Source organism: Enterobacter sp. SGAir0187 (genome assembly GCF_002952735.2).
GTDB lineage: Bacteria > Pseudomonadota > Gammaproteobacteria > Enterobacterales > Enterobacteriaceae > Enterobacter > Enterobacter quasiroggenkampii.
In genome coordinates this window covers 2,024,709-2,050,504 of sequence record NZ_CP025034.2, presented here as the reverse complement: position 1 = coordinate 2,050,504, position 25,796 = coordinate 2,024,709, and the positions used below count along the sequence as shown (strand labels likewise).

25 protein-coding genes are annotated in these 25,796 nt (G+C 57.0%); 15 read left to right on the top strand and 10 right to left on the bottom strand.

Annotated features, from left to right (window positions below):
• Positions 1-15: 15 nt before the first annotated feature.
• The gene (locus CWR52_RS09855; protein ID WP_104949539.1) at positions 16-1,587 is read left to right on the top strand and encodes a methyl-accepting chemotaxis protein; all 1,572 of its coding nucleotides are present in this window, start codon (positions 16-18) and stop codon (positions 1,585-1,587) included.
• On the opposite strand, the gene CWR52_RS09850 is transcribed toward CWR52_RS09855, so the two are convergent.
• Together CWR52_RS09850 and fbp are read right to left on the bottom strand one after the other, a co-directional pair.
• Positions 1,559-1,915 (bottom strand): helix-turn-helix domain-containing protein, encoded by a 357-nt coding sequence (locus tag CWR52_RS09850; protein ID WP_024907284.1) that lies wholly within the window; start codon positions 1,913-1,915, stop codon positions 1,559-1,561. The two genes, CWR52_RS09855 and CWR52_RS09850, sit on opposite strands and share 29 nt — an antisense overlap.
• A gap of 150 nt (positions 1,916-2,065) precedes the next feature.
• The gene (fbp, locus tag CWR52_RS09845) at positions 2,066-3,064 is read right to left on the bottom strand and encodes a class 1 fructose-bisphosphatase (RefSeq protein WP_008501416.1); all 999 of its coding nucleotides are present in this window, start codon (positions 3,062-3,064) and stop codon (positions 2,066-2,068) included.
• A gap of 197 nt (positions 3,065-3,261) precedes the next feature.
• Between fbp and mpl the strand changes: the two genes are divergently transcribed.
• On the top strand, positions 3,262-4,641 hold the full coding sequence (gene mpl, locus CWR52_RS09840) for a UDP-N-acetylmuramate:L-alanyl-gamma-D-glutamyl-meso-diaminopimelate ligase (RefSeq protein ID WP_048027922.1): 1,380 nt from the start codon (positions 3,262-3,264) through the stop codon (positions 4,639-4,641).
• A gap of 77 nt (positions 4,642-4,718) precedes the next feature.
• Here mpl and yjgA read toward each other — a convergent pair whose 3' ends face one another.
• A complete protein-coding gene (gene yjgA / locus CWR52_RS09835; protein WP_008501414.1) occupies positions 4,719-5,270 on the bottom strand; it encodes a ribosome biogenesis factor YjgA in 552 nt (183 codons plus the stop codon).
• Between the two features lie 95 nt (positions 5,271-5,365).
• Between yjgA and pmbA the strand changes: the two genes are divergently transcribed.
• On the top strand, positions 5,366-6,718 hold the full coding sequence (pmbA, locus tag CWR52_RS09830) for a metalloprotease PmbA (RefSeq protein WP_032643854.1): 1,353 nt from the start codon (positions 5,366-5,368) through the stop codon (positions 6,716-6,718).
• Between the two features lie 40 nt (positions 6,719-6,758).
• The gene (gene cybC, locus CWR52_RS09825; RefSeq protein WP_008501412.1) at positions 6,759-7,145 is read left to right on the top strand and encodes a cytochrome b562; all 387 of its coding nucleotides are present in this window, start codon (positions 6,759-6,761) and stop codon (positions 7,143-7,145) included.
• A gap of 69 nt (positions 7,146-7,214) precedes the next feature.
• Here the strand turns inward: cybC and CWR52_RS09820 are convergent, their stop codons facing one another.
• Complete coding sequence (locus tag CWR52_RS09820) at positions 7,215-7,370, bottom strand: Hok/Gef family protein (RefSeq protein WP_104949538.1); 156 nt, start codon at positions 7,368-7,370, stop codon at positions 7,215-7,217.
• Between the two features lie 416 nt (positions 7,371-7,786).
• On the opposite strand from CWR52_RS09820, the gene CWR52_RS09815 reads away from it, so the two are divergent.
• From CWR52_RS09815 to CWR52_RS09770, 10 genes are read left to right on the top strand one after another with little or no spacing between them, the layout of a single operon-like run.
• Entirely contained in the window at positions 7,787-8,125 is a 339-nt protein-coding gene (locus CWR52_RS09815; RefSeq protein ID WP_025911967.1) for a glycine dehydrogenase, read from the top strand.
• Positions 8,126-8,135: 10 nt separating this feature from the next.
• Entirely contained in the window at positions 8,136-8,498 is a 363-nt protein-coding gene (locus CWR52_RS09810) for an SFCGS family glycine-rich protein (RefSeq protein ID WP_006810339.1), read from the top strand.
• Positions 8,499-8,500: 2 nt separating this feature from the next.
• Positions 8,501-8,800 carry a DUF4312 family protein gene (locus tag CWR52_RS09805; protein WP_006810338.1) on the top strand — a complete coding sequence of 100 codons (300 nt, stop codon included), beginning with the start codon at positions 8,501-8,503 and terminating at the stop codon, positions 8,798-8,800.
• Between the two features lie 22 nt (positions 8,801-8,822).
• A complete protein-coding gene (locus tag CWR52_RS09800; RefSeq protein ID WP_008501408.1) occupies positions 8,823-9,599 on the top strand; it encodes a DUF4311 domain-containing protein in 777 nt (258 codons plus the stop codon).
• Between the two features lie 13 nt (positions 9,600-9,612).
• Positions 9,613-10,254, top strand: coding sequence for a DUF4310 family protein (locus CWR52_RS09795; RefSeq protein ID WP_003856081.1), 642 nt, complete (start codon positions 9,613-9,615; stop codon positions 10,252-10,254).
• A gap of 42 nt (positions 10,255-10,296) precedes the next feature.
• Positions 10,297-11,430, top strand: a complete 1,134-nt coding sequence (locus CWR52_RS09790) for an amidohydrolase/deacetylase family metallohydrolase (RefSeq protein ID WP_104949537.1) — start codon at positions 10,297-10,299, stop codon at positions 11,428-11,430.
• Positions 11,414-12,532, top strand: a complete 1,119-nt coding sequence (locus CWR52_RS09785) for a DgaE family pyridoxal phosphate-dependent ammonia lyase (protein WP_104949536.1) — start codon at positions 11,414-11,416, stop codon at positions 12,530-12,532. The genes CWR52_RS09790 and CWR52_RS09785 overlap by 17 nt, the downstream gene beginning before the upstream one ends.
• Entirely contained in the window at positions 12,529-13,269 is a 741-nt protein-coding gene (gene dagF, locus CWR52_RS09780; RefSeq protein WP_023334305.1) for a 2-dehydro-3-deoxy-phosphogluconate aldolase, read from the top strand. The genes CWR52_RS09785 and dagF overlap by 4 nt, the downstream gene beginning before the upstream one ends.
• A 25-nt stretch (positions 13,270-13,294) precedes the next feature.
• Positions 13,295-14,431, top strand: coding sequence for a lactonase family protein (locus CWR52_RS09775; protein WP_104949535.1), 1,137 nt, complete (start codon positions 13,295-13,297; stop codon positions 14,429-14,431).
• 19 nt (positions 14,432-14,450) lie between these two features.
• A complete protein-coding gene (locus CWR52_RS09770) occupies positions 14,451-16,361 on the top strand; it encodes a BglG family transcription antiterminator (protein WP_104949534.1) in 1,911 nt (636 codons plus the stop codon).
• 32 nt (positions 16,362-16,393) lie between these two features.
• On the opposite strand, the gene nrdG is transcribed toward CWR52_RS09770, so the two are convergent.
• The 5 genes from nrdG to CWR52_RS09745 all read right to left on the bottom strand — a co-directional run bounded on the left by nrdG (position 16,394) and on the right by CWR52_RS09745 (position 24,093).
• Entirely contained in the window at positions 16,394-16,858 is a 465-nt protein-coding gene (nrdG, locus tag CWR52_RS09765) for an anaerobic ribonucleoside-triphosphate reductase-activating protein (protein WP_104949533.1), read from the bottom strand.
• A gap of 141 nt (positions 16,859-16,999) precedes the next feature.
• A complete protein-coding gene (nrdD, locus tag CWR52_RS09760) occupies positions 17,000-19,138 on the bottom strand; it encodes an anaerobic ribonucleoside-triphosphate reductase (RefSeq protein WP_104949532.1) in 2,139 nt (712 codons plus the stop codon).
• A gap of 369 nt (positions 19,139-19,507) precedes the next feature.
• On the bottom strand, positions 19,508-20,080 hold the full coding sequence (locus CWR52_RS09755) for a PTS sugar transporter subunit IIA (RefSeq protein ID WP_041911451.1): 573 nt from the start codon (positions 20,078-20,080) through the stop codon (positions 19,508-19,510).
• Between the two features lies 1 nt (position 20,081).
• Positions 20,082-22,679, bottom strand: coding sequence for a glycoside hydrolase family 38 C-terminal domain-containing protein (locus tag CWR52_RS09750; protein WP_104949531.1), 2,598 nt, complete (start codon positions 22,677-22,679; stop codon positions 20,082-20,084).
• Between the two features lie 10 nt (positions 22,680-22,689).
• Positions 22,690-24,093: a PTS fructose transporter subunit IIC gene (locus tag CWR52_RS09745; protein ID WP_104949530.1), complete on the bottom strand. Its 1,404-nt coding sequence runs from the start codon at positions 24,091-24,093 to the stop codon at positions 22,690-22,692.
• A gap of 179 nt (positions 24,094-24,272) precedes the next feature.
• Between CWR52_RS09745 and CWR52_RS09740 the strand changes: the two genes are divergently transcribed.
• On the top strand, positions 24,273-24,932 hold the full coding sequence (locus CWR52_RS09740; RefSeq protein WP_104949529.1) for a MurR/RpiR family transcriptional regulator: 660 nt from the start codon (positions 24,273-24,275) through the stop codon (positions 24,930-24,932).
• A gap of 8 nt (positions 24,933-24,940) precedes the next feature.
• On the opposite strand, the gene CWR52_RS09735 is transcribed toward CWR52_RS09740, so the two are convergent.
• Positions 24,941-25,687, bottom strand: a complete 747-nt coding sequence (locus CWR52_RS09735) for an oligogalacturonate-specific porin KdgM family protein (RefSeq protein ID WP_104949528.1) — start codon at positions 25,685-25,687, stop codon at positions 24,941-24,943.
• Positions 25,688-25,796 lie beyond the last annotated feature (109 nt).

The window sequence follows — 25,796 nt, the reverse complement described above, 5'->3', positions numbered from 1 at the left end:
ACCGGAAATAATATCATGCTTAAAACGCTATCGATTCGTACCGGCTTGCTCTCTTTACTGGCCGTTATGACCCTTCTGCTGCTGATTGTCAGCGGCATTGGCATTTATGCCCTCACACAGAGTTCTTCTTCGCTGCAGCGTATTAATCACCTTCAGGGTGAGCAAATGGTGCAGCTTAATTCAGGCTATACGCTGATCCTGCGCGCGCGCAATGAAGCGGGGCAGGCCGTCCGTATGATGGAAATCGGCATGCTGGACGATGCGGCCAACGCGGTAAAAAACATCAACCAGGAAGTCGCCCTGGCCCAGAAAACGCTGAAGGGCGTGATCGACGGCGGCGTGGCTGACGAGCAGGGGCAACAGCTGCTCAATAAGGTGGCGGCCAGCCTGGGGGCGTATACCCAGCAGGGGATCAACCCGATGCTGAAAACCCTCAATGACCAGAGCGCGGACGGGTATTACGATCTGCTGGAGAAGACGCTGATCCCGCTGGCGTCAACGTTTGATAATGACATGCAGGCGTTTCAGAAATGGAGCGAAGCGCGAGGTCTGGCGGAAGTGAGTGCCGTGCAGGCGAGCAAAACCCGCGTCCTGATCCTGATTATCGTGGCGGCGCTGCTGACGGCAGGCATTATTGTGCTGGCCTGGCTGGCGCTGCGCCATATGCTGCTCAAGCCGCTCTCGGCGTCGATTGCTCAACTGGAGAATGTGGCAGCGGGCGATTTAACCCATGCGCTGGCTGCACCCGCGAGCCAGGAGTTTAACCGCCTTAACGCGGTGATAGAGGAGATGCGTCAGTCGCTGATGAACTCGGTTCTGCGGGTACGCGATGCCAGCGCGCAGATTGACACCGGCAGCCGCGAGCTGACGCTGGGTAACCGGGATCTCGCCGAGCGTACGGAATCCACCGCCACGTCGCTGGAGCAGACGGCGGCCAGCATGGAACAGATCACCGCCACGGTGAAGCTCAACGCCGATAACGCCGAGCAGGCGCACCAGCTGGCGAAGTCGGTGTCCGACACGGCCGATCACGGCAGTGAAATGGTCTGCTACGTGATTGAAAAAATGCGCGATATCTCCGGCAGCTCGTCGCGCATCGCTGACATCCTGAGCGTCATCGACGGCATTGCCTTCCAGACCAATATTCTGGCGCTTAACGCCTCCGTGGAAGCGGCGCGTGCGGGCGAGCAAGGGCGCGGTTTTGCCGTCGTCGCGGGCGAGGTGCGAAATCTGGCCAGCCGCAGCGCTGACGCGGCGAAAGAGATTCGAACGCTTATCAGCGACTCGCAGACCCACGTTAACGAGGGCAGCGAGCTGGCCCAGCAGGCTGGCGAAACGATGGACGAGATTGCAACCGAAGTGCTGCGCATGACCAAACTGATGCGTGAGATTGCGACCGCGTCTCATGAGCAGAGCCGCGGCATTGAGCAGGTGAATATTGCGGTGAACCAGATGGACGAAACCGCGCAGCAGAATGCGGCGCTGGTGCAGCAATCCTCTGCCGCGACCCGCTCCCTTGAGGAGCAGTCGCGTCAGCTGATGGAAGCCATGTCATCGTTCAAAGTGACGACTCAGAACGCGGCATAATATTACCCAGCCCCGGTACGTTCTGTGCCGGGGTTTTATTCCTTCCGGAATTAAGCGCCCCGATATTATCGTGAATTTCACCCATTAATATTTCCAGCGAGCTGGTTAAGGCTAACGCTTTTTCAGTCGGTTCAAGATATAAACCTTTACGGAAAAATAACGGCTCATCAAAGAGTTGATTAAAACGCTTTAATGCCAGACTCACCGCAGGACGGGACATCTCCAGACGCAAAGAGGCCTTTGCCATGCTGCCGCAGCGGACGATTTCAATAAATACAGGGATAAGATTTAAATCAATACCGGTATTAGCACGGGAATAATTTTTCATTGCGATTCTGCTCCACGAAATATCTGTCAAACTGTTATGGAAATAATGCAGGAGCAGTGGCGAAGATTAAAGCATGTTTTTTATAAACACTTATACGGTAAAATATATAAATGACCAGGGGAGCCGGATCGGCTCCCCTGAAGAGAGGGATTATGCGTCCGGGTACTCACGGATGAAACGTTCGACGTCTTCAACCATGTGGTTGTTGCCGACGAAGAATGAACGGCGCTGGTGAAGGCTTTCCGGCACGATCTCCAGAATACGCTCTTTACCGTCGCTCGCCTTGCCGCCCGCCTGTTCGGCCAGGAACGCCATCGGGTTGCATTCGTACAGCAGACGCAGTTTTCCGTCCGGGTGGCTGGCGGTGCTTGGGTAGAGGTAGATGCCGCCTTTCAGCAGGTTACGGTGGAAATCCGCGACCAGGGAGCCAATATAGCGGGACGTGTAAGGGCGCTGCGTCGCTTTATCTTCTTCCTGGCAGAATTTGATGTACTTCTTCACACCGTTCGGGAAGCGGATGTAGTTGCCTTCGTTGATGGAGTAGGTGTTGCCCTTCTCCGGGAAGCGCATGCGTTCCTGGCTCAGACAGAAAACACCCAGGGAAGGATCGTACGTAAAGGCGTGTACGCCGCACCCGGTGGTGTACACCAGCATGGTGGAGGAGCCATAGACGACGTAACCGGCAGCAACCTGATTAATGCCCGGCTGCAGGAAATCTTCTTCGGTCACCGGCGTGCCAACAGGCGTGACGCGGCGGTAGATGGAGAAAATGGTACCGACAGAAACGTTAACGTCGATGTTCGAGGAACCGTCGAGCGGATCCATCAGAACAACGTATTTCGCGTGTTCACACCCTTCGAAAACAACAATTTCATCTTCTTCTTCGGAGGCGATACCCGCAACGATGTCGCGCGCGCGCAGTGCAGCTTTCAGTTTTTCATTTGCGAACAGATCGAGTTTCTGTTGAACCTCGCCCTGAACGTTCTCGGCACCGCTGGCACCCAGGATATCGACCAGACCGGCCTTGTTGATATCACGGTGGATGATCTTAGCGCCCAGCTTTATTGCCGACAGCAAAGCAGTGAGTTCACCGGTAGCATGAGAGAACTCGTGCTGCTTTTCGACAATAAATTCACCTAACGTTTTCATAACACTTTCCCTGCATCTTTGTGAGTAGAGCGATTGTATGTTCACTAAAACGACTAAAGCCCAACAATCTTAACAAATATTCAAATAGTAGCGCAGAGGTGAATCGCGCCAGCAGGATACGGATTTTCCTGAAATGCGTTTCACACCCGCTGACATGTGAGTAAAATGTGCGCCACATTGAAGAAGGATAGTGACGTATGCGCATTCATATATTGGGGATTTGTGGCACTTTCATGGGCGGACTGGCAATGCTGGCGCGCTCGCTGGGCCATGAGGTGACAGGTTCGGACGCCAATGTGTATCCGCCAATGAGCACACTTCTGGAGAAACAGGGCATCGCTTTAATTCAGGGCTACGATGCCAGCCAGCTGGATCCTGAGCCGGATCTGGTGATCATTGGCAACGCCATGACCCGCGGCAACCCGTGCGTTGAGGCGGTACTGGAACGCAATATTCCGTTCATGTCCGGCCCGCAGTGGCTGCATGACTTCGTCCTGCGCGACCGCTGGGTGGTTGCCGTTGCCGGTACCCATGGCAAAACCACGACCGCGGGCATGGCCACCTGGATCCTCGAAGCCTGCGGCTACAAGCCGGGCTTCGTGATTGGCGGCGTACCGGGTAATTTCGACGTTTCTGCACGTCTGGGTGACAGCCCGTTCTTTGTGATCGAAGCCGACGAGTATGACTGCGCGTTCTTCGACAAGCGCTCTAAGTTCGTGCATTACTGCCCGCGCACGCTGATCCTCAATAACCTTGAGTTTGACCACGCGGATATTTTTGACGACCTGAAGGCCATTCAGAAACAGTTCCATCACCTGGTGCGCATCGTGCCGGGGCAGGGCCGCATCATCCTGCCGGAAAACGACATTAACCTGAAGCAGACCCTGGCAATGGGCTGCTGGAGCGAGCAGGAGCTGGTGGGCGAGCAGGGCCACTGGCAGGCGAAGAAACTCAATGCCGATGCCTCCGAGTGGGAAGTGCTGCTCGACGGTGAAAAAGTGGGTGAGGTGAAGTGGGGCCTGGTGGGCGAACACAATATGCACAACGGCCTGATGGCGATTGCAGCAGCGCGTCACGTGGGCGTTCAGCCTGCGGATGCGGCGAATGCGCTGGGCTCGTTTATCAATGCCCGCCGCCGTCTGGAACTGCGTGGTGAAGCCCACGGCGTCACCGTGTATGACGATTTTGCGCACCACCCAACGGCCATTCTGGCCACGCTTGCCGCCCTGCGTGGCAAAGTTGGCGGTACCGCGCGCATTCTTGCGGTGCTGGAACCACGCTCGAACACCATGAAGATGGGCATCTGCAAAGACGATCTCGCGCCGTCGTTAGGACGTGCCGATGAAGTCTTCCTGCTGCAGCCGCAGCATATTCCGTGGCAGGTCGCGGAAGTGGCCGATGCCTGCATTCAGCCGGCACACTGGAGTGCAGATGTGGATGCGCTCGCGGATATGGTGGTGAAAGCCGCTCAGCCTGGCGACCATATTCTGGTGATGAGCAACGGCGGTTTTGGTGGGATCCATCAGAAGCTGCTGGACGGGCTGGCGAAGAAAGCGGAAGCGGCCGCCGACGCGTAAAAAAAAGCCCGGTGGCGCTCACGCTTACCGGGCCTACGTTCTTTTCCCCCTCGCCCCTCCGGGGTGAGGGGAACGGATTACTCTTCGTTCTCAGACAGCTCGCGCAGATACTGGAAAATCAGGCGCGCAGACTTCGGCGGCTTATTCCCTTCTTTCTCTTTCTTCGCGTTGCGGATCAAGGAACGCAGCTGCTGGCGGTCGGCATCCGGCCACAGGTTCAGCACTTCCGGTACGGCGTCATCACCCTGTTCAATCAGACGATCGCGGATCTGCTCCAGCTTGTGGAACAGCGCAACCTGCTGGTTGTGGCGGTTTTTTAGCTTGTCCAGCGCCTGGCGGATCGGATCAACATCGCGCTGACGCAGCATTTTCCCGATAAGCTGAAGCTGGCGACGACGGCCTTCTTTTTTGATTTTCTGTGCCAGTTCAATGGCATCGCGCAGATCCTGGTCGAGCGGGATCTTATCCAGCGCGTTTTTACCCAGTTCTACCATTTCCGCGCCAAGCTGTTTTAACTCTTCGGCGTCACGTTTAATTTCACTTTTACTGACCCAGATGATCTCATCATCTTCGTCTTCGATGTCATCACCGGGAACGTCGTCGAGCCAGTCTTCGGGCTGCTTAGTCATGTCAGGCTCCTTAAAAAAAGAGGCTAATGTTACCAGTTAAGACGCGCACTGAAAAACGGTTCTCTGTTAGACTTCAGTTAACTCTCTCTTACAGTATGGCATTTGCGATGAAAGTAACCTCACAAGTTGAAGCGCAGCGTAAGATTCTGGAAGAAGCCGTCTCCACCGCGCTGATGCTTGCTTCAGAAAAATCAGATGGCGCCGAAGTGGCGGTCAGCAAAACCACCGGCATTAGCGTGAGCACCCGCTATGGCGAAGTGGAGAATGTTGAATTCAACAGCGATGGCGCGCTGGGTATCACGGTATATCACCAGAATCGCAAAGGCAGTGCGTCATCCACCGATCTCAGTCCGGATGCCATCGCCCGTACGGTGCAGGCCGCGCTGGATATCGCCCGCTACACCTCGCCGGATCCTTACGCCGGCGTGGCGGATAAAGATCTGCTGGCGTTTGACGCGCCGGATCTCGATCTTTTCCACCCGGCTGAAGTCACGCCGGATGAAGCGATTGAGCTGGCTGCCCGCGCCGAGCAGGCGTCCCTGCAGGCCGACAAGCGCATCACCAATACCGAAGGCGGCAGCTTCAATAGCCACTACGGCATCAAAGTCTTCGGCAACAGCCACGGCATGCTGCAGGGCTACTGCTCCACCCGTCACTCGCTTTCAAGCTGCGTCATCGCCGAAGAGAACGGTGACATGGAGCGTGACTACGCCTATACCATTGGCCGCGCGCTGGGGGATTTGCAGTCTCCTGAATGGGTGGGCAAAGAGTGTGCCGAACGCACGCTGTCTCGCCTGTCGCCGCGCAAACTCTCCACCATGAAAGCGCCGGTGATTTTTGCCAATGAAGTGGCGACCGGTCTGTTTGGCCATCTGGTGGGCGCGATTGCGGGCGGCTCCGTTTACCGTAAATCAACCTTCCTGCTCGACTCGCTGGGCAAGCAGATCCTGCCGGAATGGCTGACCATCGAAGAACATCCGCACCTGCTGAAAGGGCTGGCCTCCACGCCGTTCGACAGCGAAGGCGTGCGTACCGAACGTCGTGACATCGTCAAAGACGGCGTGCTGACCCAGTGGCTGCTGACCAATTACTCCGCGCGCAAGCTGGGGCTGAAAAGCACCGGACACGCGGGCGGCATCCACAACTGGCGCATTGCCGGGCAGGGCCTGAACTTTGAGCAGATGCTGAAGGAGATGGGCACCGGTCTGGTGGTGACCGAGCTGATGGGGCAGGGCGTAAGCGGCATCACCGGAGACTACTCTCGCGGTGCGGCGGGTTTCTGGGTGGAAAACGGCGAAATCCAGTATCCGGTGAGCGAAATTACCATCGCTGGCAATCTGAAGGATATGTGGCGCAATATCGTTACGGTCGGTAACGATATTGAAACACGCAGCAATATACAGTGTGGTTCTGTATTACTCCCGGAAATGAAAATCGCCGGCCAGTAATATCCGTAAAGCGTTTTAATAATAAAAAAGGAAGTGAGCAATGCGTAAACATCTGTTAGCGATCGTCGCAGCTTCAACGCTGGTTCTTGGCTCTTCTGCGTTTGCTGCCGATCTTGAAGACGACATGGGCATCCTCGGTCAAAACCTGAAGGTGGTGCAGAAAACCGACAATGCGGCGGAAATGAAAGACGCACTGACCAAAATGCGTGAAGCGGCGCTGGACGCCCAAAAAGCGACGCCGCCAAAGCTGGAAAGCAAAGCGGCAGACAGTGCTGAGATGAAAGACTACCGCCACGGCTTTGACGTGCTGGTCGGACAGATCGACGGCGCGCTGAAGCTCGCTAACGAAGGCAAAGTGAAGGAAGCTCAGGCGGCGGCCGAGCAGTTTGTGACCACGCGCAACACGTATCACAAAAAGTATCGTTAATTGGGTGCCTGAGCTGTACGTTCTTCCCCGTATGCGGAGGCGCATGATGCGCCCCCGCATCCTTGCTCCCTACTTGCCGGAGCGACAATCCATCCGCGCTGTCACTTCAAGCGAGCCGTTTCGAAAACGGATCTCGCACAGTGTTTTCCTCGTCACCAGCGTTAAGATGATTATTGTCAAAGCAACAATCATCAAAACCCGGATAATTGGGGATTGGCGTTTCATGGATGCCTCCTTGCTGTAAAGCGGGCGAGGTAGCGAACTCCACGGTGTGACGTGTCGTTTCGAGCCCCCGCCCTGATTTTCTATCAGGCGGGGCTTTCCACTTACCGTCCCATGCCTGAGACGGTCAGTCTCAAGCACCCGCCGCCACTCTACCCAATCCCCATAAGAAAACCTTATCCACGTCACATTTCTACGAGCCTGCTCGGAATCTTTTCCACTCTGCTTACCCGTTCGTTGCCGCGTAATAGCGTGATATTCATCACGCGAATACATCGATTTATCCAGATTCGGCGCATTTATGTGGCACAGATCACTGCTGCGGCTCGCCTTTCCACTTCGAAGTGGAAAACAACTCGCTACAAACCCGTCCCTCCCACCGTTAGTTTTAATCCAGAGCCATTAACGGGGTAAGACCAGTGATTAACGGAGCGGTAATGAACGACGTTGGGGAACAGGCGGAGCAAACAGAACAGCTCGCGAACACCATGCTGCAGCAGGTTTATGCCCTGCTGGCCCGGAACAACATCATCCCCAATGCGGTACAGGAGCAGATGCTCACTTCCCACGTGCGCGCAATGGCACACCGGTCCGTGACCGGCGAGCCGCTGCCGGAGGTTGAAGCAGAGCTGTTTGACGAAATTTCACCGGATTCAATGCGGCTTGCCCGTGAAGTGGTCGCGCAGTTTGGCAACCTTCCAGATGAAGAAGCCTGGCTGCTCTCCGTTCACTTTGAAGTCGCAAAAGACAACCTTTAAGGAGCAACACATGGAACAGATTACAGTCGTGATTGGCGATCGCCTGGGTAAAGGTCAGAAAGTGGCTGCCGGTGTGGAAAAAGCAGGTGGACGCGCGGTGGTCGTACCGGGCATGGCGGCGGACATGAAGCTCGGCGACGTGATGAAAGCGGAAAACGCCACCTTCGGCATCTCCTTCTGCGGCAGCGGCGGCGCGGGCGCCATCACCGCCCAGACCAAATATGGCTACAAGGCCAAATACGGCATGCGTTCCGTGGACGAAGGCGTCACCGCCATCAACGAAGGCTGCAACGTGCTGGGCTTTGGCTTTATGGATAAAGAAGAGCTGGGCGAGCGTCTGGTACAGGCGTGGCAGAAGAAATACGGCGCATAAGCATGAAAGAACAGTTCACAACCACGGTGAGAGTGAAGGGGAAGGGCGACGCCAAAGCGCGCGCCTTTGCCGACGCGCTCAACCACGTTCAGGCCGCGGTGATGAAAGCCTCACCGCATATCTTACTGCGTATTGAGCCACAGGATGTGCAGGTCGTTCAGGCGCAAGAAGCGGTGCGTAAAGAAGCGTTTCTGTTCTTCTTTCTGCGCCGGGAAAGACGCACCTACAGCGTGGAGCTGGATGTGACCGTCAACGTGACAGCCATCAATCTCGACCAGGTGGATTTCGTCACGCAACGCTGATTATTCATAAAAGGGCAGACTGATGTTCTTAATTATATTAATAAAATCGCTCATCATTGGCGGCCTGGTTGGCGTCGGTGTGGGTGCAGGGGCTGCACGCATGTTTCATGCGCCTACCACTCAGGGTATGGGCGCGTTTCGTACGTTGGGGGAACTGAACTCCTGTGAAGGGGATCCGGCGTCCCACTTCTCCTTTGGGTTAGGTTTCTTCTTTAACGCCTGGGCCTCTTCCGTGGCCGCAGGGGCTTTCACACAGGACGTTGACCACCGCATCATCCCGAACTGGGGTGCGGCTGCACTGATGATCAAAAACCGTAACGTCGGCGAAACGCTGCACGATCCCCGCAAAATGGCGATTGCCTGCGGCGTGATCGGCATGATCGTCGTGACCTTCCTTAACCTGACCGCTTCCTCCGTTCCCGCAGCGCTTCAGGTCACCGCCGTGAAGGTGCTGGTGCCGGCGGCAAACCTGCTGGTGAACACTGTGATGCCGGTGATCTTCTGGCTGGCAGCCATCGATGCGGGTAAAAAATCGGGCTTCTGGGCCACCATCTTCGGCGGCGCGGCGCAGCTGATTATGGGCAACGCCGTACCGGGCCTGGTGCTGGGGATCCTGATCGGGAAAGGCGTGGAAGAGAGCGGCTGGAACCACGTCACCAAAGTGATGATGGCGGCGATCGTCCTGCTCTTCGTGCTGAGCGGCTTCTTCCGCGGCTTCGACATGAAGATGATCGAATCCTTCCATCTGACCGTGCCGAACTGGCTCGACATGATCCACAACTCGCTCAGCGGTAAATAACAGGAGCCTCTAAATGGAACAGAATAAAGGTTTTTGGTATGCCGACTGGTCGTTCCCGATCTTTGTTGGCCTGCTCTCCTCCGGCGTGTTTGCCGGGACGCACATGTACTACCTCTACGGCATCGGGGCGTTTAACGAAGTGGCCTTCGTGGCGATGCTGAAAGCGGGGATAGATACCGGCGTTTACGGCGCGGTGGCAGCGTTTGGCGCGAGCTTCCTGTTCGCCCGTATTATCGAAGGGTCGCTGGTGGGTATTCTTGATATCGGCGGGGCGATCCAGACCGGCGTGGGCCTCGGCGTACCGGCGCTGCTGCTGGGTGCGGGGATCATGTTCCCGGTGACCAACTTCATTGCTTCGCTGATCACCGGCCTGGTGATTGGTCTGGCGATTGGCTACGTCATCATCCTGGCGCGTAAGTTCACCATCAACCAGAGCAATTCTACCTACGGTGCAGACGTGATGATGGGCGCGGGCAACGCCTCCGGCCGCTTCCTCGGGCCGTTGATCATCCTCAGCGCCATGACCGCCTCCATTCCAATCGGCGTCGGCTCGCTGGTGGGCGCGCTGCTGTTCTACATCTGGCAGAAGCCGATTACCGGTGGCGCTATCCTCGGCGCGATGATTCTGGGCTGGCTGTTCCCGGTTGCCCTTTAATACCCGCGGGCGCGCTGGCGCCCGCCTTATCAGGAGATCCTCATGTTTGATTTACTCCTGCGCCGTGCGCGCCTCACCGACGATACCCTGACCGATATCGCCATTCAGGACGGGAAAATCGCGGCGCTGGGCGAGATTAACGCGCCCGCGCATAAAACGGTTGAGCTGAACGGTGAAGTGTTCGTCAGCGCAGGCTGGATTGACTCCCACGTACACTGCTACCCGAATTCCCCGATTTACCACGACGAACCCGACAGCGTGGGCGTTGCCACCGGCGTCACCACCGTGGTGGACGCGGGCAGTACCGGCGCCGACGACGTGGACGATTTCTATGAGATCACCCGCAAGGCCTCCACCGAGGTGTTTGCCCTGCTGAACATCTCCCGCGTGGGGCTGATTGCCCAGAACGAGCTGGCCAATATGGCCAATGTTGATGCCGAGGCGGTGAAGCAGGCGGTGAAGCGCCACCCTGATTTTATCGTTGGCCTGAAGGCGCGCATGAGCAGCAGCGTGGTCGGTGACAACGGCATCACGCCGCTGGCGCGCGCGAAAGCGATTCAGAAAGAGAACGGCGACCTGCCGCTGATGGTGCACATCGGCAACAACCCGCCGAACCTCGACGAAATTGCCGAACTGCTGAGTTCCGGCGACATCATTACCCACTGCTATAACGGCAAGCCTAACCGCATTCTGACGCCCTCGGGCGAGCTTCGCGCCTCCATTTCCTCTGCCCTGAAGCGCGGCGTGCGTCTGGACGTGGGGCACGGCACGGCGAGCTTTAGCTTTGAGGTGGCAAAACGCGCCATCGCGATGGGCATTCTGCCGCACACCATCAGCTCAGATATCTACTGCCGCAACCGCATCAACGGCCCGGTGGGCTCGCTGGCGAGCGTGATGTCGAAATTCCTTGCCATCGGCATGTCGCTGCCGCAGGTGATTGACTGCGTCACGGCGAACGCCGCCGACGGCCTGCGCCTGACGCGCAAGGGCCGCATTCAGCCGGGTCTCGACGCTGACCTGACGCTATTCATCCTCAAACGTCAGCCGACGGTGCTGACGGATGCCGAAAACGACAGCCTGCAGGCTGAACACATTCTGGTGCCGCTTGCCGCGATCCGCGCGGGCAAGGGCTACATGACCGAACAAGGGAGCACGGAAAATGCCTTCGATTTATGAGAAGTACAACTTAAAGCAGGTGATCAACACCTCTGGCCGCATGACGGCGCTGGGCGTCTCCACGCCGCGCCCGGAGGTGGTGCAGGCGGCGATGGACGGTATGAATCACTATTTCGAGATGAAGGATCTGGTCAACAAAACCGGGGAGTACATCGCCAGGCTGCTGGATGTGGAAGGGGCGACGGTCGTCTCCTGCGCGTCTGCGGGCATTGCCCAGTCCGTGGCCGCGGTGCTGGTCAAAGACAGCGACTGGCTGCTGGAAAACCTGCACGTCACCCCGATTGAGAATAACGAGATCGTCCTGCCGAAAGGCCACAACGTGAACTTTGGCGCGCCGGTGGGCACCATGGTCGCGCTGGGCGGCGGTAAGCTGGTGGAGGCGGGCTACGCCAACGAATGTTCCGCCGATCAGCTGGCGGCGGCGATCACCCCGCGCACGGCCGCGATCCTCTATATCAAATCTCACCACTGCGTGCAGAAAAGCATGCTCAGCGTCGAGCAGGCGGCCGTTGTCGCGCGTAAACACGACTTGCCGCTCATCGTCGATGCCGCGGCGGAAGAAGATCTGCATGTTTACTACCGCTCCGGCGCGGACCTGGTGATCTACAGCGGCGCGAAGGCGATCGAAGGCCCAACCAGCGGGCTGGTGATCGGCAAAACTCAGTACGTCGAGTGGGTCAAACGCCAGACGGCGGGCATTGGCCGCGCGATGAAGGTGGGAAAAGAGGGCATTCTTGGCCTGACCTGCGCCATCGAACACTATCTGACGGCCACCAAAGAGAGTGGCGCCGAGATGGTGGCGAAAATGACGCCGTTTATCGAGGCGCTCAACACCCTGAATGGTGTGACCGCGCGCGTGGTCTGGGACAGCGCCGGACGCGATATCGCCCGCACCGAGATTAAGTTTGATGAAGCCACAACGGGCGTCGGCACGGGTGACCTGGTGGCGAAGCTCAAGCAGGGCGAATACGCCATTTACTTCCGTGGCTACAAGGCCAACGAAGGGATTATCGAAGCGGATGTACGCAGCGTGAATGCTGATCAGCTGAACATCGTGTACCGCCGCATTAGCGAAGTATTAGGACAGGAGAAAAATGCATGAAACTGACCCCCAACTTTTACCGTGACCGCGTCTGTCTGAACGTGCTGGCAGGGTCGAAAGCCAACGCCAGCGCCATCTACGAGGCGGCGGAAGGTCACGTGCTGGTGGGCGTGCTCTCCAAAAATTACCCGGACGTGGCCAGCGCGGTAGCGGATATGCGCGAGTACGCGGCGCTGATTGATAACGCGCTGTCTGTTGGGCTGGGCGCGGGCGATCCGAACCAGTCGGCGATGGTGAGTGAGATCTCTCGCCAGGTGCAGCCGCAGCACGTCAACCAGGTCTTTACCGGCGTGGCTACCAGCCGCGCGCTGCTGGGACAGAACGACTCTGTGGTCAACGGTCTGGTCTCCCCGACCGGCACCGTCGGCATGGTCAAAATCTCCACCGGCCCGCTGAGCAGCGCGGCACCTGACGGCATCGTGCCGGTTGAAACGGCGATTGCCCTGCTGAAAGATTTCGGCGGCAGCTCCATCAAATACTTCCCGATGGGCGGCCTGAAGTGCCGTGACGAGTACAAAGCGGTGGCGGAAGCCTGCGCCCGTCACGACTTCTGGCTGGAGCCGACCGGAGGTATCGATCTGGAAAACTATGAGGAGATCCTGCAGATCGCCCTCGACGCGGGCGTGAGCAAAATCATCCCGCATATCTACAGCTCGATTATCGACAAAGCCAGCGGTGATACGCGTCCGGAAGATGTGCGTACCCTGCTGGCGATGACGAAGAAGCTGGTGAAGTAGAACTCACACCTATACAGGAGCCACCATGCACACCCGTACCTTGCTTGTCGCTTCACTCTCAATGCTCGCCACCGCCGCTGTCGCCCAGACGCAATATGCCTGGGTGGGTACCTATAATCCGAACGGTGAAGGGTTGTACCGTTTTACTGTTAACCCGCAAACCGGCGCGCTGAACGATAAAACGCTGGTGAGCAAACTGCCGAATGCGGCGCAGTTGACCCTTTCACAGGACGGCAAAACGCTGTATCTGGCAAGCGAAGTGGAGCAGGGCGTGGTGCAGGCGCTGCGCGTCGGCGATAACGGTGAGCTGAGCCAGCTCAATCAGGTGGCCTCCGGCGGTGCCGGGCCGGTGTATCTCTCCCTGACGCCGAACGGCCAGCATCTGCTGGTGGCGAACTACGTCAGCGGCTCCATTGCCGTTTTACCCGTCAACGCAGACGGTAGCCTGGGTGAAGCCACGGACACATATCAGGATCAAGGCGAACCGGGTGCGGCGAAGCCCGAAGCCGCTGCGGAGGGCAGTTTCGCGATCAGCGATCATAACGGCCCCCATGCGCACATGATCGCCGCCGATCCAAGCGGGAAATACGTGTTTTCCACCGATCTTGGGCTGGATCGCCTCTACCAGTACCGTTTTGACGATCGGACAGGAAAGCTGACGCCGAACGATCCGCCGTTTATCAGCGCCTCCTCGAAAGGCGCCGGACCGCGCCACTTTGTCTTTACGCCGAAGGGCGATGCCCTGTGGTTGATTAACGAAGAGGCGTCTACGCTCACCCGGTATACCGTGAACGCCAACGGCACCTTGAAAGAGGGTAAAACGGTCTCTGCTCTGCCGGAAGGTTACAAAGGCACCAGCTTTGCTGCCGGGCTCGCATTAAGCGCCGATGGCAGGCAGCTGTATGTGGCTAACCGTTTGCATAACAGCATCGGGCACTTTACCGTAACAGCGGAGGGTACGCTGACGCATCAGGATGACGTGTGGACGCGTGGTGATTATCCCCGCACCCTGACGCTCGATAAACAGGGGCGCTGGCTGTACGTCATGAACCAGCGGAGCGACAACATTACCCGTTTCCGCGTCGGTCAGGACGGCAAGCTAAGCTTTGAGCCAGACTATACCCCGGTCGGCAGCCCATCCCAGATGGTCATTTCACCTTAAGCTGTTAGAGGACAACGACGTGCGATTTCCGAACCAACGTTTAGCGCAACTTTTCGACCTGCTGCAAAACGAGACGCTGCCGCAGGACGAGCTGGCGCAGCGGCTGTCGGTCTCCACGCGAACCGTCCGTGCGGATATCACCGCCCTGAACGCGCTGCTGGCCAGCCACGGCGCGCAGTTTATCCTGAGCCGGGGCAACGGCTACCAGCTCAAAATTGAGGATGCCGGGCGCTATCAGCAGCTTCAGGCATCCCACCCGCGCGCGCTGCGTATCCCACGGACCGGGCCGGAGCGCGTGCATTATCTGGTGGTGCGTTTTCTCACCTCGGCGTTTTCGCTTAAGCTGGAGGATCTGGCGGACGAGTGGTTCGTCAGCCGCGCCACGCTGCAAAGCGACATGGCGGAGGTACGCGAGTGGTTTCATCGTTACAACCTGACGCTGGAAACCCGTCCGCGCCATGGGATGAAGCTGTTTGGCAGCGAGATGTCGACCCGCGCGTGCCTGACCGATCTGCTCTGGGAGCTGGCGCAGCAGGACAGCCTGAACCCGCTGGTAACCGACGTGGCGCTCAATGCGGGCGTGGCGGAGCAGATGGTGCCGGTGCTGCACGACGCCCTGACGCGTCACCACATTCGCCTGACTGATGAAGGCGAGCTGTTCCTGCGCCTGTACTGCGCGGTGTCGGTACGTCGCATCAGCGAAGGTTACCCGCTGCCGGAATTCCATGCCGAAGACGTGGAAGAGAACGTGCGCGAGGCGGCGAAGGATATCGCGGTGACCATCCAGCAGCTGGCGGGCAAAACGCTTTCGCCGTCGGAGGAGAGCTGGCTGTGCGTGCACATTGCGGCGCGGCAGATCCAGGAGATCGCCCCGAGCGCGATTAATGCCGATGACGATGAAGCGTTGGTCAACTACATCCTGCGCTACATCAACACCCACTATAACTACAACCTGCTTAGCGACGCGCAACTGCACGCGGATCTGCTGACGCATATTAAAACCATGATCACCCGCGTGCGGTATCAAATCATGATCCCCAATCCGCTGCTGGATAACATCAAGCAGCACTACCCGATGGCGTGGGACATGACGTTGGCCGCAGTGTCGAGCTGGGGCAAATACACGCCATATGTGATCAGCGAAAACGAGATTGGTTTCCTGGTGCTGCATATTGGCGTCGGGCTGGAGCGCCACTACAACATTGGCTACCAGCGTCAGCCGCGCGTGCTGCTGGTATGCGACGCCGGTAACGCGATGGTGCGCATGATTGAGGCGGTGCTGCAGCGTAAATACCCGCAGATTGAGGTGACGCGCACGTTCACCCTGCGCGAGTACGAGCTGGCGGAAACCATTGGCGAAGACTTTGTGATCGCCACCGCCCGCGTCAGCGAAAAGTCGAAACCGGTGGTGATGATCGCCCCGTTCCCGACCGACTATCAGTTAGAACAGATTGGCAAACTGGTGCTGGTGGACCGCACCCGCCCGTGGATGCTGGATAAATACTTCGACGCGGCCCACTTCCGCATTATCGACAAGCCGATCGATCAGCAGACGCTGTTCCGCGAGCTGTGTGAACAGCTTGAGGCCGAAGGCTTTGTTGGCGCGGAGTTTCTGGATTCGGTTGTTGAGCGTGAAGCTATCGTCAGCACCATGCTCGGCGACGGCATCGCGCTGCCGCACTCCCTCGGCCTGCTGGCGCAGAAAACGGTGGTCTACACCGTGCTGGCCCCGCACGGCGTTAAGTGGGGCGACGAAACCGCGCACGTCATCTTCCTGCTTGCCATCAGCAAAAGCGAATACGAAGAGGCGATGGCGATTTACGATATCTTCGTCACTTTCCTGCGCGAGCGGGCGATGTCACGGCTCTGTAGCTGCGAGGATTTTGCCGGATTTAAGGCGGTGGCAATGGAGAGTTTGAGTCGGTTTTGAGATAAGGGCGGATGGCTAACATCCGCCTTTGATCAACGCAAATGATGCACAACCTGGTTGCTGCTGCCGCGCCAGATGAGCGCCGGGTCTTTTAAATCCTGCATGAACTTGCCGTCGACCAGCACGTTAATCAGATCCACGACTTCCATTTGCTGCGCGTTCAGCTCATCCAGCTTGTATCCCGTCCAGACCCAGATATCCTTTCCCGAGCACTCGCGGCGAATGCGCTTCACCAGCTTCAAAATATCCGGCACGTTTTGCGGATGCAGCGGATCGCCGCCGGAGAGCGAAATTCCCTGACGGTGAATGCGCGTGTCGTTCAGGTCGCTGATGATTTTATCTTCCATCTCCGCGGTGAACGGCTTGCCGGAATTCAGGCGCCAGGTGCTTTTGTTGTAGCAGCCGGGGCATTCGTGGACGCAGCCTGAGACGAACAGGGTGCAGCGGGTGCCGGGGCCGTTGACGATGTCGACGGGGTAGTATTGATGGTAATTCATAGCGTTAACCTGATGCCCTCACCCCGGCCCTCTCCCACAGGGAGAGGGAGAAAACCGGCGGCCGGCATAACAATGTGCTCGATCGGTTCCCTCTCCCTTGAGGGAGAGGGGTAGGGTGAGGGGGAAAACCCCGCGCAGAACTTACCCGATCTGCCCATTCCCCAGATGCTTCACGCGGCGCTTCACCTCTTCCTGCTTGCCGGCGTTAAACGGACGCGCGTCCGGGCTGCCGAGGTAGCCGCACACGCGACGGGTCACGGAGACGCGGGCCGCATCGTGGTTGCCGCATTTCGGGCAGGTGAAGCCTTTGCTCGTACACTCGAACTCACCGGTAAAGCCGCACTCGTAGCACTCGTCGATTGGCGTGTTGGTCCCGTAATACGGCACGTGCTGATAGCTGTAATCCCACACGTCCTCCAGCGCCTTCAGGTTGTGCTGAATGTTCGGGTACTCGCCGTAGCAGATGAAGCCGCCGCTGGCGATCGGCGGATACGCCGCTTCGAAGTCGATCTTGTCATACGGGTTCACCTTTTTCTCCACGTCGAGGTGGAAGCTGTTGGTGTAGTACCCTTTGTCGGTCACGCCTTCCACAATCCCGAACTCGGCGGTGTCCAGACGGCAGAAGCGGTCGCACAGGTTCTCGCTCGGCGTGCTGTACAGGCTGAAACCGTAGCCGGTTTCCTCTTTCCACTGGTCTACCGCGTCGCGCAGGCGCTGAACGATGGCGATGCCTTTCTCACGCAGGGCTTCGCTGTCGTACATGTGCGTGTCGCCAAACAGCGCGTTGATGGTTTCGTGAATGCCGATGTAGCCCAGCGAAATCGACGCGCGACCGTTTTTGAAGATCTCAGACACGTCATCGTCCGCCTTCAGGCGCACGCCGCAGGCCCCTTCCATATAGAGGATCGGCGCGACGCGGGCTTTGACCCCTTCCAGACGGGCAATACGGGTCATCAGCGCCTTACGCGCCAGCTGCAGGCGCTCGTCCAGCAGCGCCCAGAAGGCGTCTTCATTGCCTTTTGCTTCCAGCGCGATGCGCGGCAGGTTGAGGCTGATCACGCCGAGGTTGTTGCGCCCGTCGTGGATCTGCTCGCCGTTTTCATCCTCGTACACGCCGAGGAAGCTGCGGCAGCCCATTGGCGTTTTAAACGAACCGGTGACCTTCACCACCTGATCGTAGTTCAGGATGTCCGGATACATGCGCTTGCTCGCGCACTCCAGCGCCAGCTGTTTGATGTCGTAGTTTGGATCGCCAAACTTGTGGTTCAGGCCGTCGCGGATCGCGAACACCAGTTTCGGGAACACCGCGGTTTTGCGGTTTTTGCCAAGGCCGGAAATACGATTGCGCAGAATGGACTGCTGGATCAGACGCGATTCCCAGCTGGTGCCCAGGCCAAAGCCGAAGGTCACAAACGGTGTCTGGCCGTTGGCGGTGTGCAGCGTGTTCACCTCATATTCCAGCGACTGGAACGCGTCGTAGCACTCTTTCTCGGTACGGGAATGGGCGTAGCCGTCAGCGTCCGGGATCTGCCACTCTTCAGCCGTTTTACGGTGCTTGTTGAAGCTCGCCGTGACGAACGGAGCCAGCACTTCATCAATGCGGTTAATCGTGGTGCCGCCGTAAATGTGGCTGGCGACCTGGGCGATAATCTGCGCCGTGACCGCGGTGGCCGTGGAGATTGACTTAGGCGGCTCAATCTCGGCGTTGCCCATTTTAAAACCGTGGGTCAGCATGCCTTTCAGGTCGATCAGCATGCAGTTGAACATCGGGAAGAACGGCGAATAGTCGAGATCGTGGTAGTGAATTTCGCCGCGCTCGTGCGCCGAGACCACGTCACGCGGCAGCAGATGCTGGCGGGCATAGTGTTTGGCGACGATACCGGCCAGCAGATCGCGCTGGGTGGGGATCACTTTACTGTCTTTGTTGGCGTTTTCATTGAGCAGGGCGGAGTTGGTCTGCTCGACCAGGCCACGGATCTCCTGATTCAGACGACCGCGCTTCTCGCGCTGCACGTCGCGATCGTGGCGGTACTCAATGTAGGCGCGCGCCAGCTGCTTGTAAGGTCCTGCCATCAGCTGGTTCTCAACCGCGGTCTGGATTTCGTTGATATCGACCTGGCTGCGTTCATTCATCTGGCTGCTAACGACTTCTGCGACGGTGGCGCAGTAATCTGCGTCATCGACTCCCGCTGCTTTAGCTGCACGCAGAATGGCTTCCTGGATGCGCTCTGATTTAAACGGCACTTTACAGCCATCACGTTTCATCACATGCGGTGTCATGATCACTCCATTTTTGAAAACAGGTTATCCACAGAGGTGGAGAAGTATTCACCGGACGCATTTCCCGCCAGGCCAAAGACTTCCCGCGTTCCCAGCTCGTGTTATCCACAATTCCGGCCAGCGTCAGCGCCGTCTTGTTGTTGGAATAGTAGACGATTAATACAAGATGTTGGGTCGGCGTGCATTTTAAGTTCTACATATAGTGATTTGCATCAAACAAGTTTGCGATTTATTTGACGCAGAACAAAGTAAAAAGACGAGAGTACAAACGGCGGGCGCTTCAGCCTTTGTAAAGACGCGAAGGAAAAATCTGATTAATTATTCAACAAAAACAAGCGCTCAACGTGGTACGTGCTGAGCGCCGTTCGGTTAACTCACCGCGCAGGCCCAGCTCAATCCTGCCTGTAAAAAGGCTGCGGTAGCGATACTGCCCAGTATCACTGGAATGAGAAGGGAGCGGTCAGGGGCCGCATCTTGTTTTTGAGGTTCTTCAGCACTCAGGGCGGACATCGCCTCTTCCCGGGTGCGCGCCGCCAGAAGCTGCGCGCGCACTCGATCTTCTGTCAATAAACTGGTCAGCGTCGTCAGCAGCTGCATGTGGGTACTGCCTGCTTCCGCGGGCGGAATGGCGAGCAGGAAAACCATTCTGACCTCTTCATCACCGTCCAGCCCCGGCCAGCGTATCGGGTCGTCAAAGAGTGCCAGACAAAACGCCGCCTGCTGCACCGCCTCGGTTTTACCGTGCGGAACGGCGAGCGCTTCACCCAGCGCGGTAGGGCCTTCGCTTTCGCGCTGTAACACGCTCTGGATGAATGTTTCTTCATCGCAGATGATTTTTCGCCTGGCGAGCGGTTCGGCGAGCCAGCGGATCAGCGCTTCAGGCGTACGGTGCGGCGGGTTGATAAAAACCAGATCGGGGTGCGTCAATGCAAGCAAGTTCATATTAAGCCTCCATCAAAAAATCGCAGGTTGCGAAAGGGGGGATTGCCGTTACCGGCGGCACAGGCTCTTCCAGATAGTTGATCTGACGTAGCCCCGCCAGACTTTCCGGGACGGGAACCGGCTGCGTCCCGGCGTTAAACACGCGGACGACGGTGCCATTCGACCGTTGCGCATGGGGCAGGGCAGAAAGGACTAGCGGCTCCGGCAGGGTCAATAATGAGAATTGTGCCGGAAGCTGATGCTCGGGCAGACGCAACGCAAAGCGCTCAAGGCGGTGATCGAGCGTGTGTAACGATTGCTGTTGGTAGGTGAAGGGCTGTCCGGCCGCCTGATTTTCCAGCTGGCGAAGCGTGAGATGATCGGCGTTGTCGGCCAGCGCGACGGTAAATGAAAAGTGCAGCGGTTTCAGTAACTGGGCGTCGGGGGTCTCAACCACCGTATTATTAATGCCGGACGCACGGCCCGGTCGCCAGTCGAGATCGTTGCGCCCGAGCACGCCCGTCGCTTTAAACAACGTCATGGCAATCGTCGCGGGTTCGCTGCCGATAATCTGAAATTCCTTCATACCGCGACTATTCACCACCAGCGCTTTGCCCGCTTCCGCGACAGCGATAATGCCTTCGGTGGTTTCGATATCCACGGGCATCTCGCGATAGCGCTCCTGCCAGTTTTCACTCTCACACCCCGTATCGCGCTGGATTATCGCGAAGGGCTGGGAGGCGATAGCGTGACGGGTGCGAATATCGCTGCCGATCAGTAAACGTAGCCGGTGATCGCAGTGGCTGTTTTCCAGCGAAGCCTCGACGTACAGGTTCGGATCGTCTTCGCGTAATGTGCACTCCAGACGAAGGGATAACGGCGTTCGGGCAGTATCCTGGCGTCCGGCGAGATCTGGCGGAAGAAACAGGGTGGCTTCAACGATCAGCTTTTCGACAAGCGGCGTTTTCAGGCAGTCGACGAGCGTGAAATGGTCGCATCGCGTCGGCGTATCGCTCGCAAGCGGTGAGAAATCGTAGCTGTCGCCCGCGTCCGCGCTGTCTTCAAGGGTAAAGAAAGAGGGGATACGTCTGCCGCTACGTTTGTCATGCAGGGTAAGCATTCCGGCGTCCAGCGTCAGTTGGTAGTGCGTATTTTCTATCTCACAGCCCGTAATCTGTTCAGGCTGCCGGAACGGTGCAGGGTTCTCTTCAACACTGACGGTAAGATAGCCGACCGACGGTATAACCGGAGTTTGCAAAGCAACCTGCCAGCGGTAATAAGAGGGAAGGGGCGTTTCACACTCGCCTTCGGCGGTAAGGGAGATCGCCGTTCCGCCTGGCAGAATATCTCTTTTCAGGACGTCGAAGGGGATGGGCTGCCCCTGATACGTCAGCGCGATATTTTCAGCGCGGCTATAGAGACTGGTTTTCACCACGCGCTGCGTTTGCATGGCCAGCGGGTTAAAAATCAGCAGATCGCCTTCCTGAGCGCAGGCGGCGGCCAGGGTTTTCACCACCAGATTCCACAGGCTGTGGCACAGCTGTTCGGTTTGCTCCAGCCGATGCAGTATGTCGCGGTTGGTGGCATCGCTGTTACAGCCGCCGATAGAGTCGTGGGCATGGCTTCGCAACAGCTTCTTCCAGAGCGTATCGACCACCGAGAGGTTGACCGCAATCCCCTGATGGCGCGCCATAGCGATTGTCGGCTCCAGCTGCCGCAGGATGAACTGCTCCACCTCATCATTTTTCTTTTTGATGTCGTAGCGTACGGAGCCGATCGTTTTATGGATGCGGGTGTAGCGCGGCGATTTCAGCTCCCCTTCCCAGCCTTCAAACAGTTCACGCTGCGCGCGCAGAATGTCGACGTAGCGCTCCAGCGAACTGATAACGTATCGATCCCCATCGGGAGAGTGTGCGCTGGCGACCTGCAGAATTTTCGGCAGCGCCGGGTCGATACTGACCTGATCGCCGCCGCAGGGCAGCAGCAGGTCATTTATTCCGGCCCGCGAGCGCAGGAGATTGACCATCGGGAAGATTTTTCCCTGCAAATGGCTCGCGTCTGAAGAGATGTTTTTAGCCGCGCCATAACCGAGCGCCATCGCGCAGGCGATAACGGTCGCCCCTGACGGCGCGCGCCAGAGGAACTGGCTGCTTTTCGCCTGTCTGTCGTGATCGATACCGCGCCAGAAGACGATATTGTCGATATTGCAGCCCTGCAAAATCGTGGGCATCTGCGCATTGTGGCCGAAGGTATCCGGAAGATACCCAACCTGCATGGCGTGCCCCAGCTTACGGGCAGAGAAGATGCCGTATTTGAGGTTGCGGATAATGGATTCGCCATGCACGTTGTAGGTGTCCGTCTGGGTATACCACGGCCCCACAAAAATCCTTTTCGCTCTGACCAGCGTCTCCAGCCTGGTGCGATAATCGGGATTGATGGCGAGAAAGTCCTCTACCACCGCCATCTGTCCGTCAAGGTGATAGCAGCTGTAAGCCGGGTCCTGCTCCAGCGTGTCGATAACGTCCCCAAAGTTATATGACGCCAGCACCATGCTGTCCTGACGGGTGAAATACCACTCCTGATCCCAGTGCGTATGGGCAATGACGTGGATCTGATTCATGAACTTCCCCTTAGCTGGCGTTCTTTGGGCTGACATAAAGCACGCCCAGGGCGCAAATCAGTGCGCCAATAAAAACGCTCGCCAGGTAGCCCGCCACGTTGGTTGCCAGCGGCCAGCCCCAGATGGCCGGCAGTGGCAGCGTCTGCTTCACGCCAAGGGCAATAGCGACCAGCGCGCCGGCGACGGCACCGGTCATGAAGACCGGGATCAGGCGTGGGTTTTTCAGGATGAACGGGATCGCACCTTCCGAGATCCCAATCACGCCCAGCAATAACGAGGTGCTGCCAACGGTTTTCTCTTCCCGGCTTAAGACATCCGGTAGCCCAAAGCGGCCGTTGAGGAACGCGGCAAAGCCGACGCCAATGGACGGGATGACGATAGAGAGTTCACGGGCGGTTAAATCAAACGTCTCGCTCATGCCGTTCAGGCCGAGCGCGACCGAGCCCGCCGCCTTGTTGACCGGACCACCCAGGTCGAACGCGGTACCGGCAGCGATCATCGCGGAATAGAACCCGCGCCCGGTGTCACCTGCCGAGGTAAAAAAGACCACCATCAGCTGGTTAAGCGAGCCAAAAATCGGGTTAATCAGGTATTCCATGACCATCACCAGCGTAATGCCGGTGATGAGCGGGACGACCAACATAGTTTTAATGGTGGTGAGCTGCTGGCGGACGTGAATCGAATCATTGAGCCAGCGCACCAGATAGCCCACAAAAAAGCCGATGCCAATGGCGCCGAAAAAGCCGGACGGCATAAAGCCTTCGATATCAAAGAAGCGCTTGTAGACTTCGTCTGACATGATGCCGCCAATAAGCCCGGGGATCAGCGCCGGTTTGCCGGCAATGGAAAACGCCAGATACATGGCGAAAATCGGATACATGAACTTAATGGTCATAAAGCCCACTTTATCCAGCACGCTGAACGGCGAATGGTCGATGTTAATAAACTGGCCGGTAATTTTGGCCGTTGCCATCATCAGCCCGCCCATGACCACCACCGGCAGCATATAGCTGATGGCCGCCATGATATGGCCGATAAAAATCTGGTAAGCCGAAGGCTGGAGTTCGTCTTCATCTGCTACGGCGGTAGAGGTAACATTTTTTTCCATGGCCAGCGCCTGACGCAGATAGCGATCGGTATGTTTGATCAGCTCTTGTGTGCGGGTTTGAAGGTGAGGAAGTTTTTCAAAGCGCTCGGCATCCTGAATGGGAACGTCGGTTGCCAGAATAATGGCCGTGGCGGAGGCGATATCCTGTTTTGTTAAGCGGTTTTTAACGCCGTCGCTGCCCTGCGTTTCGACCTTTACCTCGATATTGTGCTCTTTAGCCCATGCAATAATTTTATTCGCCGCCATAAAGGTGTGTGCGATGCCTGTCGGGCAGGCCGTTACCGCGACAACTTTTTGTTTCGTCATTGTCATAATTCCCTGGATGTGAAAACAGGGAAAGTATAAAGAGAACCTAAAACAGTTTTTAATGTTTGCTAATACTAATTACGTATCGTGATACGCGTAAATGCAATATGTGAAGCGCCTTCCAGAGACTATTTTTCTGTTGTGTTAATATCATGTCGGGATTAAACAGGGCGTAATTTATGAATTCATTTCAGGGAAGTGAACGTTTGATATTTGAATACATTCAGCATCACGCGTGTAATATTTCTAATATATCGGCAAAAGAGATTGCCCGGGATACCTTTACAACGACAACATCCGTTAATCGTGTGTGTAAAAAAATGGGCTATAAAAGTTATACCGAGCTTCGGTATCGTTTTTTGCGCGATCATACTACACCTGCACCCGTAGAGCCTGACGTGGGGCCACAGGCGGATGATATTGTGACAGAGGTGTCCAGGCTGCTCGCCCATTCCAGCCATATCTATCTGTACGCACGGGGAGCCTCGCTCACCAGCCTCAACTACCTGTCGCGCTTTTTATCGCTGGCGAGCCTGCCGCACCTTATATTGAATGACATGCACCAGCTGACACGGGTATCGAAGGGGACGCTGGTGCTGATCAGTAAATCCGGGGAGACGCAGTCGCTGATTGAAATGGCGCGTAACGCGCTGCGCAAAGGGTTAAAAATTATTGCGATTACCCGCGAGGGATCGACACTGGCTGCGATCTCTACACTATGCTGGCCGCTAAAAATCGACATTAACGCGGTATCGCTGTATCAGCGGGAAGGGCAGCTTGACCTGTTAAGCGCCGTGGACCGTATCGGCTGCAGGCTACTGCAGCACGATACGGTGTAGTCAGGCCGTCAGAGCTGCTTCACTATTCCCAGACGTACGGCATAATCATTTTCATGATTGCCATCAGCGGTGATGTACGTTTTATCCAGTGAAACCAGCTCGACGTAAGGCGTCCAGCCGTCGTCGAGTTTGTAGTTGAACGCAACGGTATGCTCCCAGTAGGTATCATCCCCGGTTCCCTGATCGACATTATCCTGCCAGCGGAAGCGCGGGTTGTAGGACATACCGAATTTGCCAATGTTATATGCGAACCAAATGTCGAACTGATGCGATTCTCGGCGGGTATAGTCGTTGCTGTTCAGTACCTTGTCGCTGTGCGCGTCATTGACGGTGTTATAACGGTAACGAGCGGAAAGGTTCAGACCGTTATCAAACGCTTTCCAGCCCTGAATGAAGGGACGGTAATGGGTATTGCTGGCGGTGAAAACCGTCACCATGCCAGGCGCAACGGCGAAGCCATTTCCCAGATCGAAGCGCCAGCGCGTTTCTATCTCCTGCGCCGCTTCCGTTAATCCCTTTTCGTCAGGGTTATATCGGTCGGTATCACCAAAAAAGGTATCGTTGTGGTTTTGTGCGGCTTCAACGGAGAAGTAAAAACCGTTATTCGCCTGATGCATGACCTTAATACGTGAATCATTGACGTCTGAGCGCGTATTATGACCAAAGCGAAGGTCGACCGACGTATTCCCGCACCATCCCTGTGTGCTTAATAATAATGCGCTAATACACGTTGCTTTAATAATTGTCTTTTTCATAATGTCCTGCCGAGGTTATTTAATTGGCAGGGCTATTTTTATTTTGGGTACGCCGCGATGTAAAAGTTATCGTCGTACATTTAGTGTATCGCTAAACATAAAAAAGGAG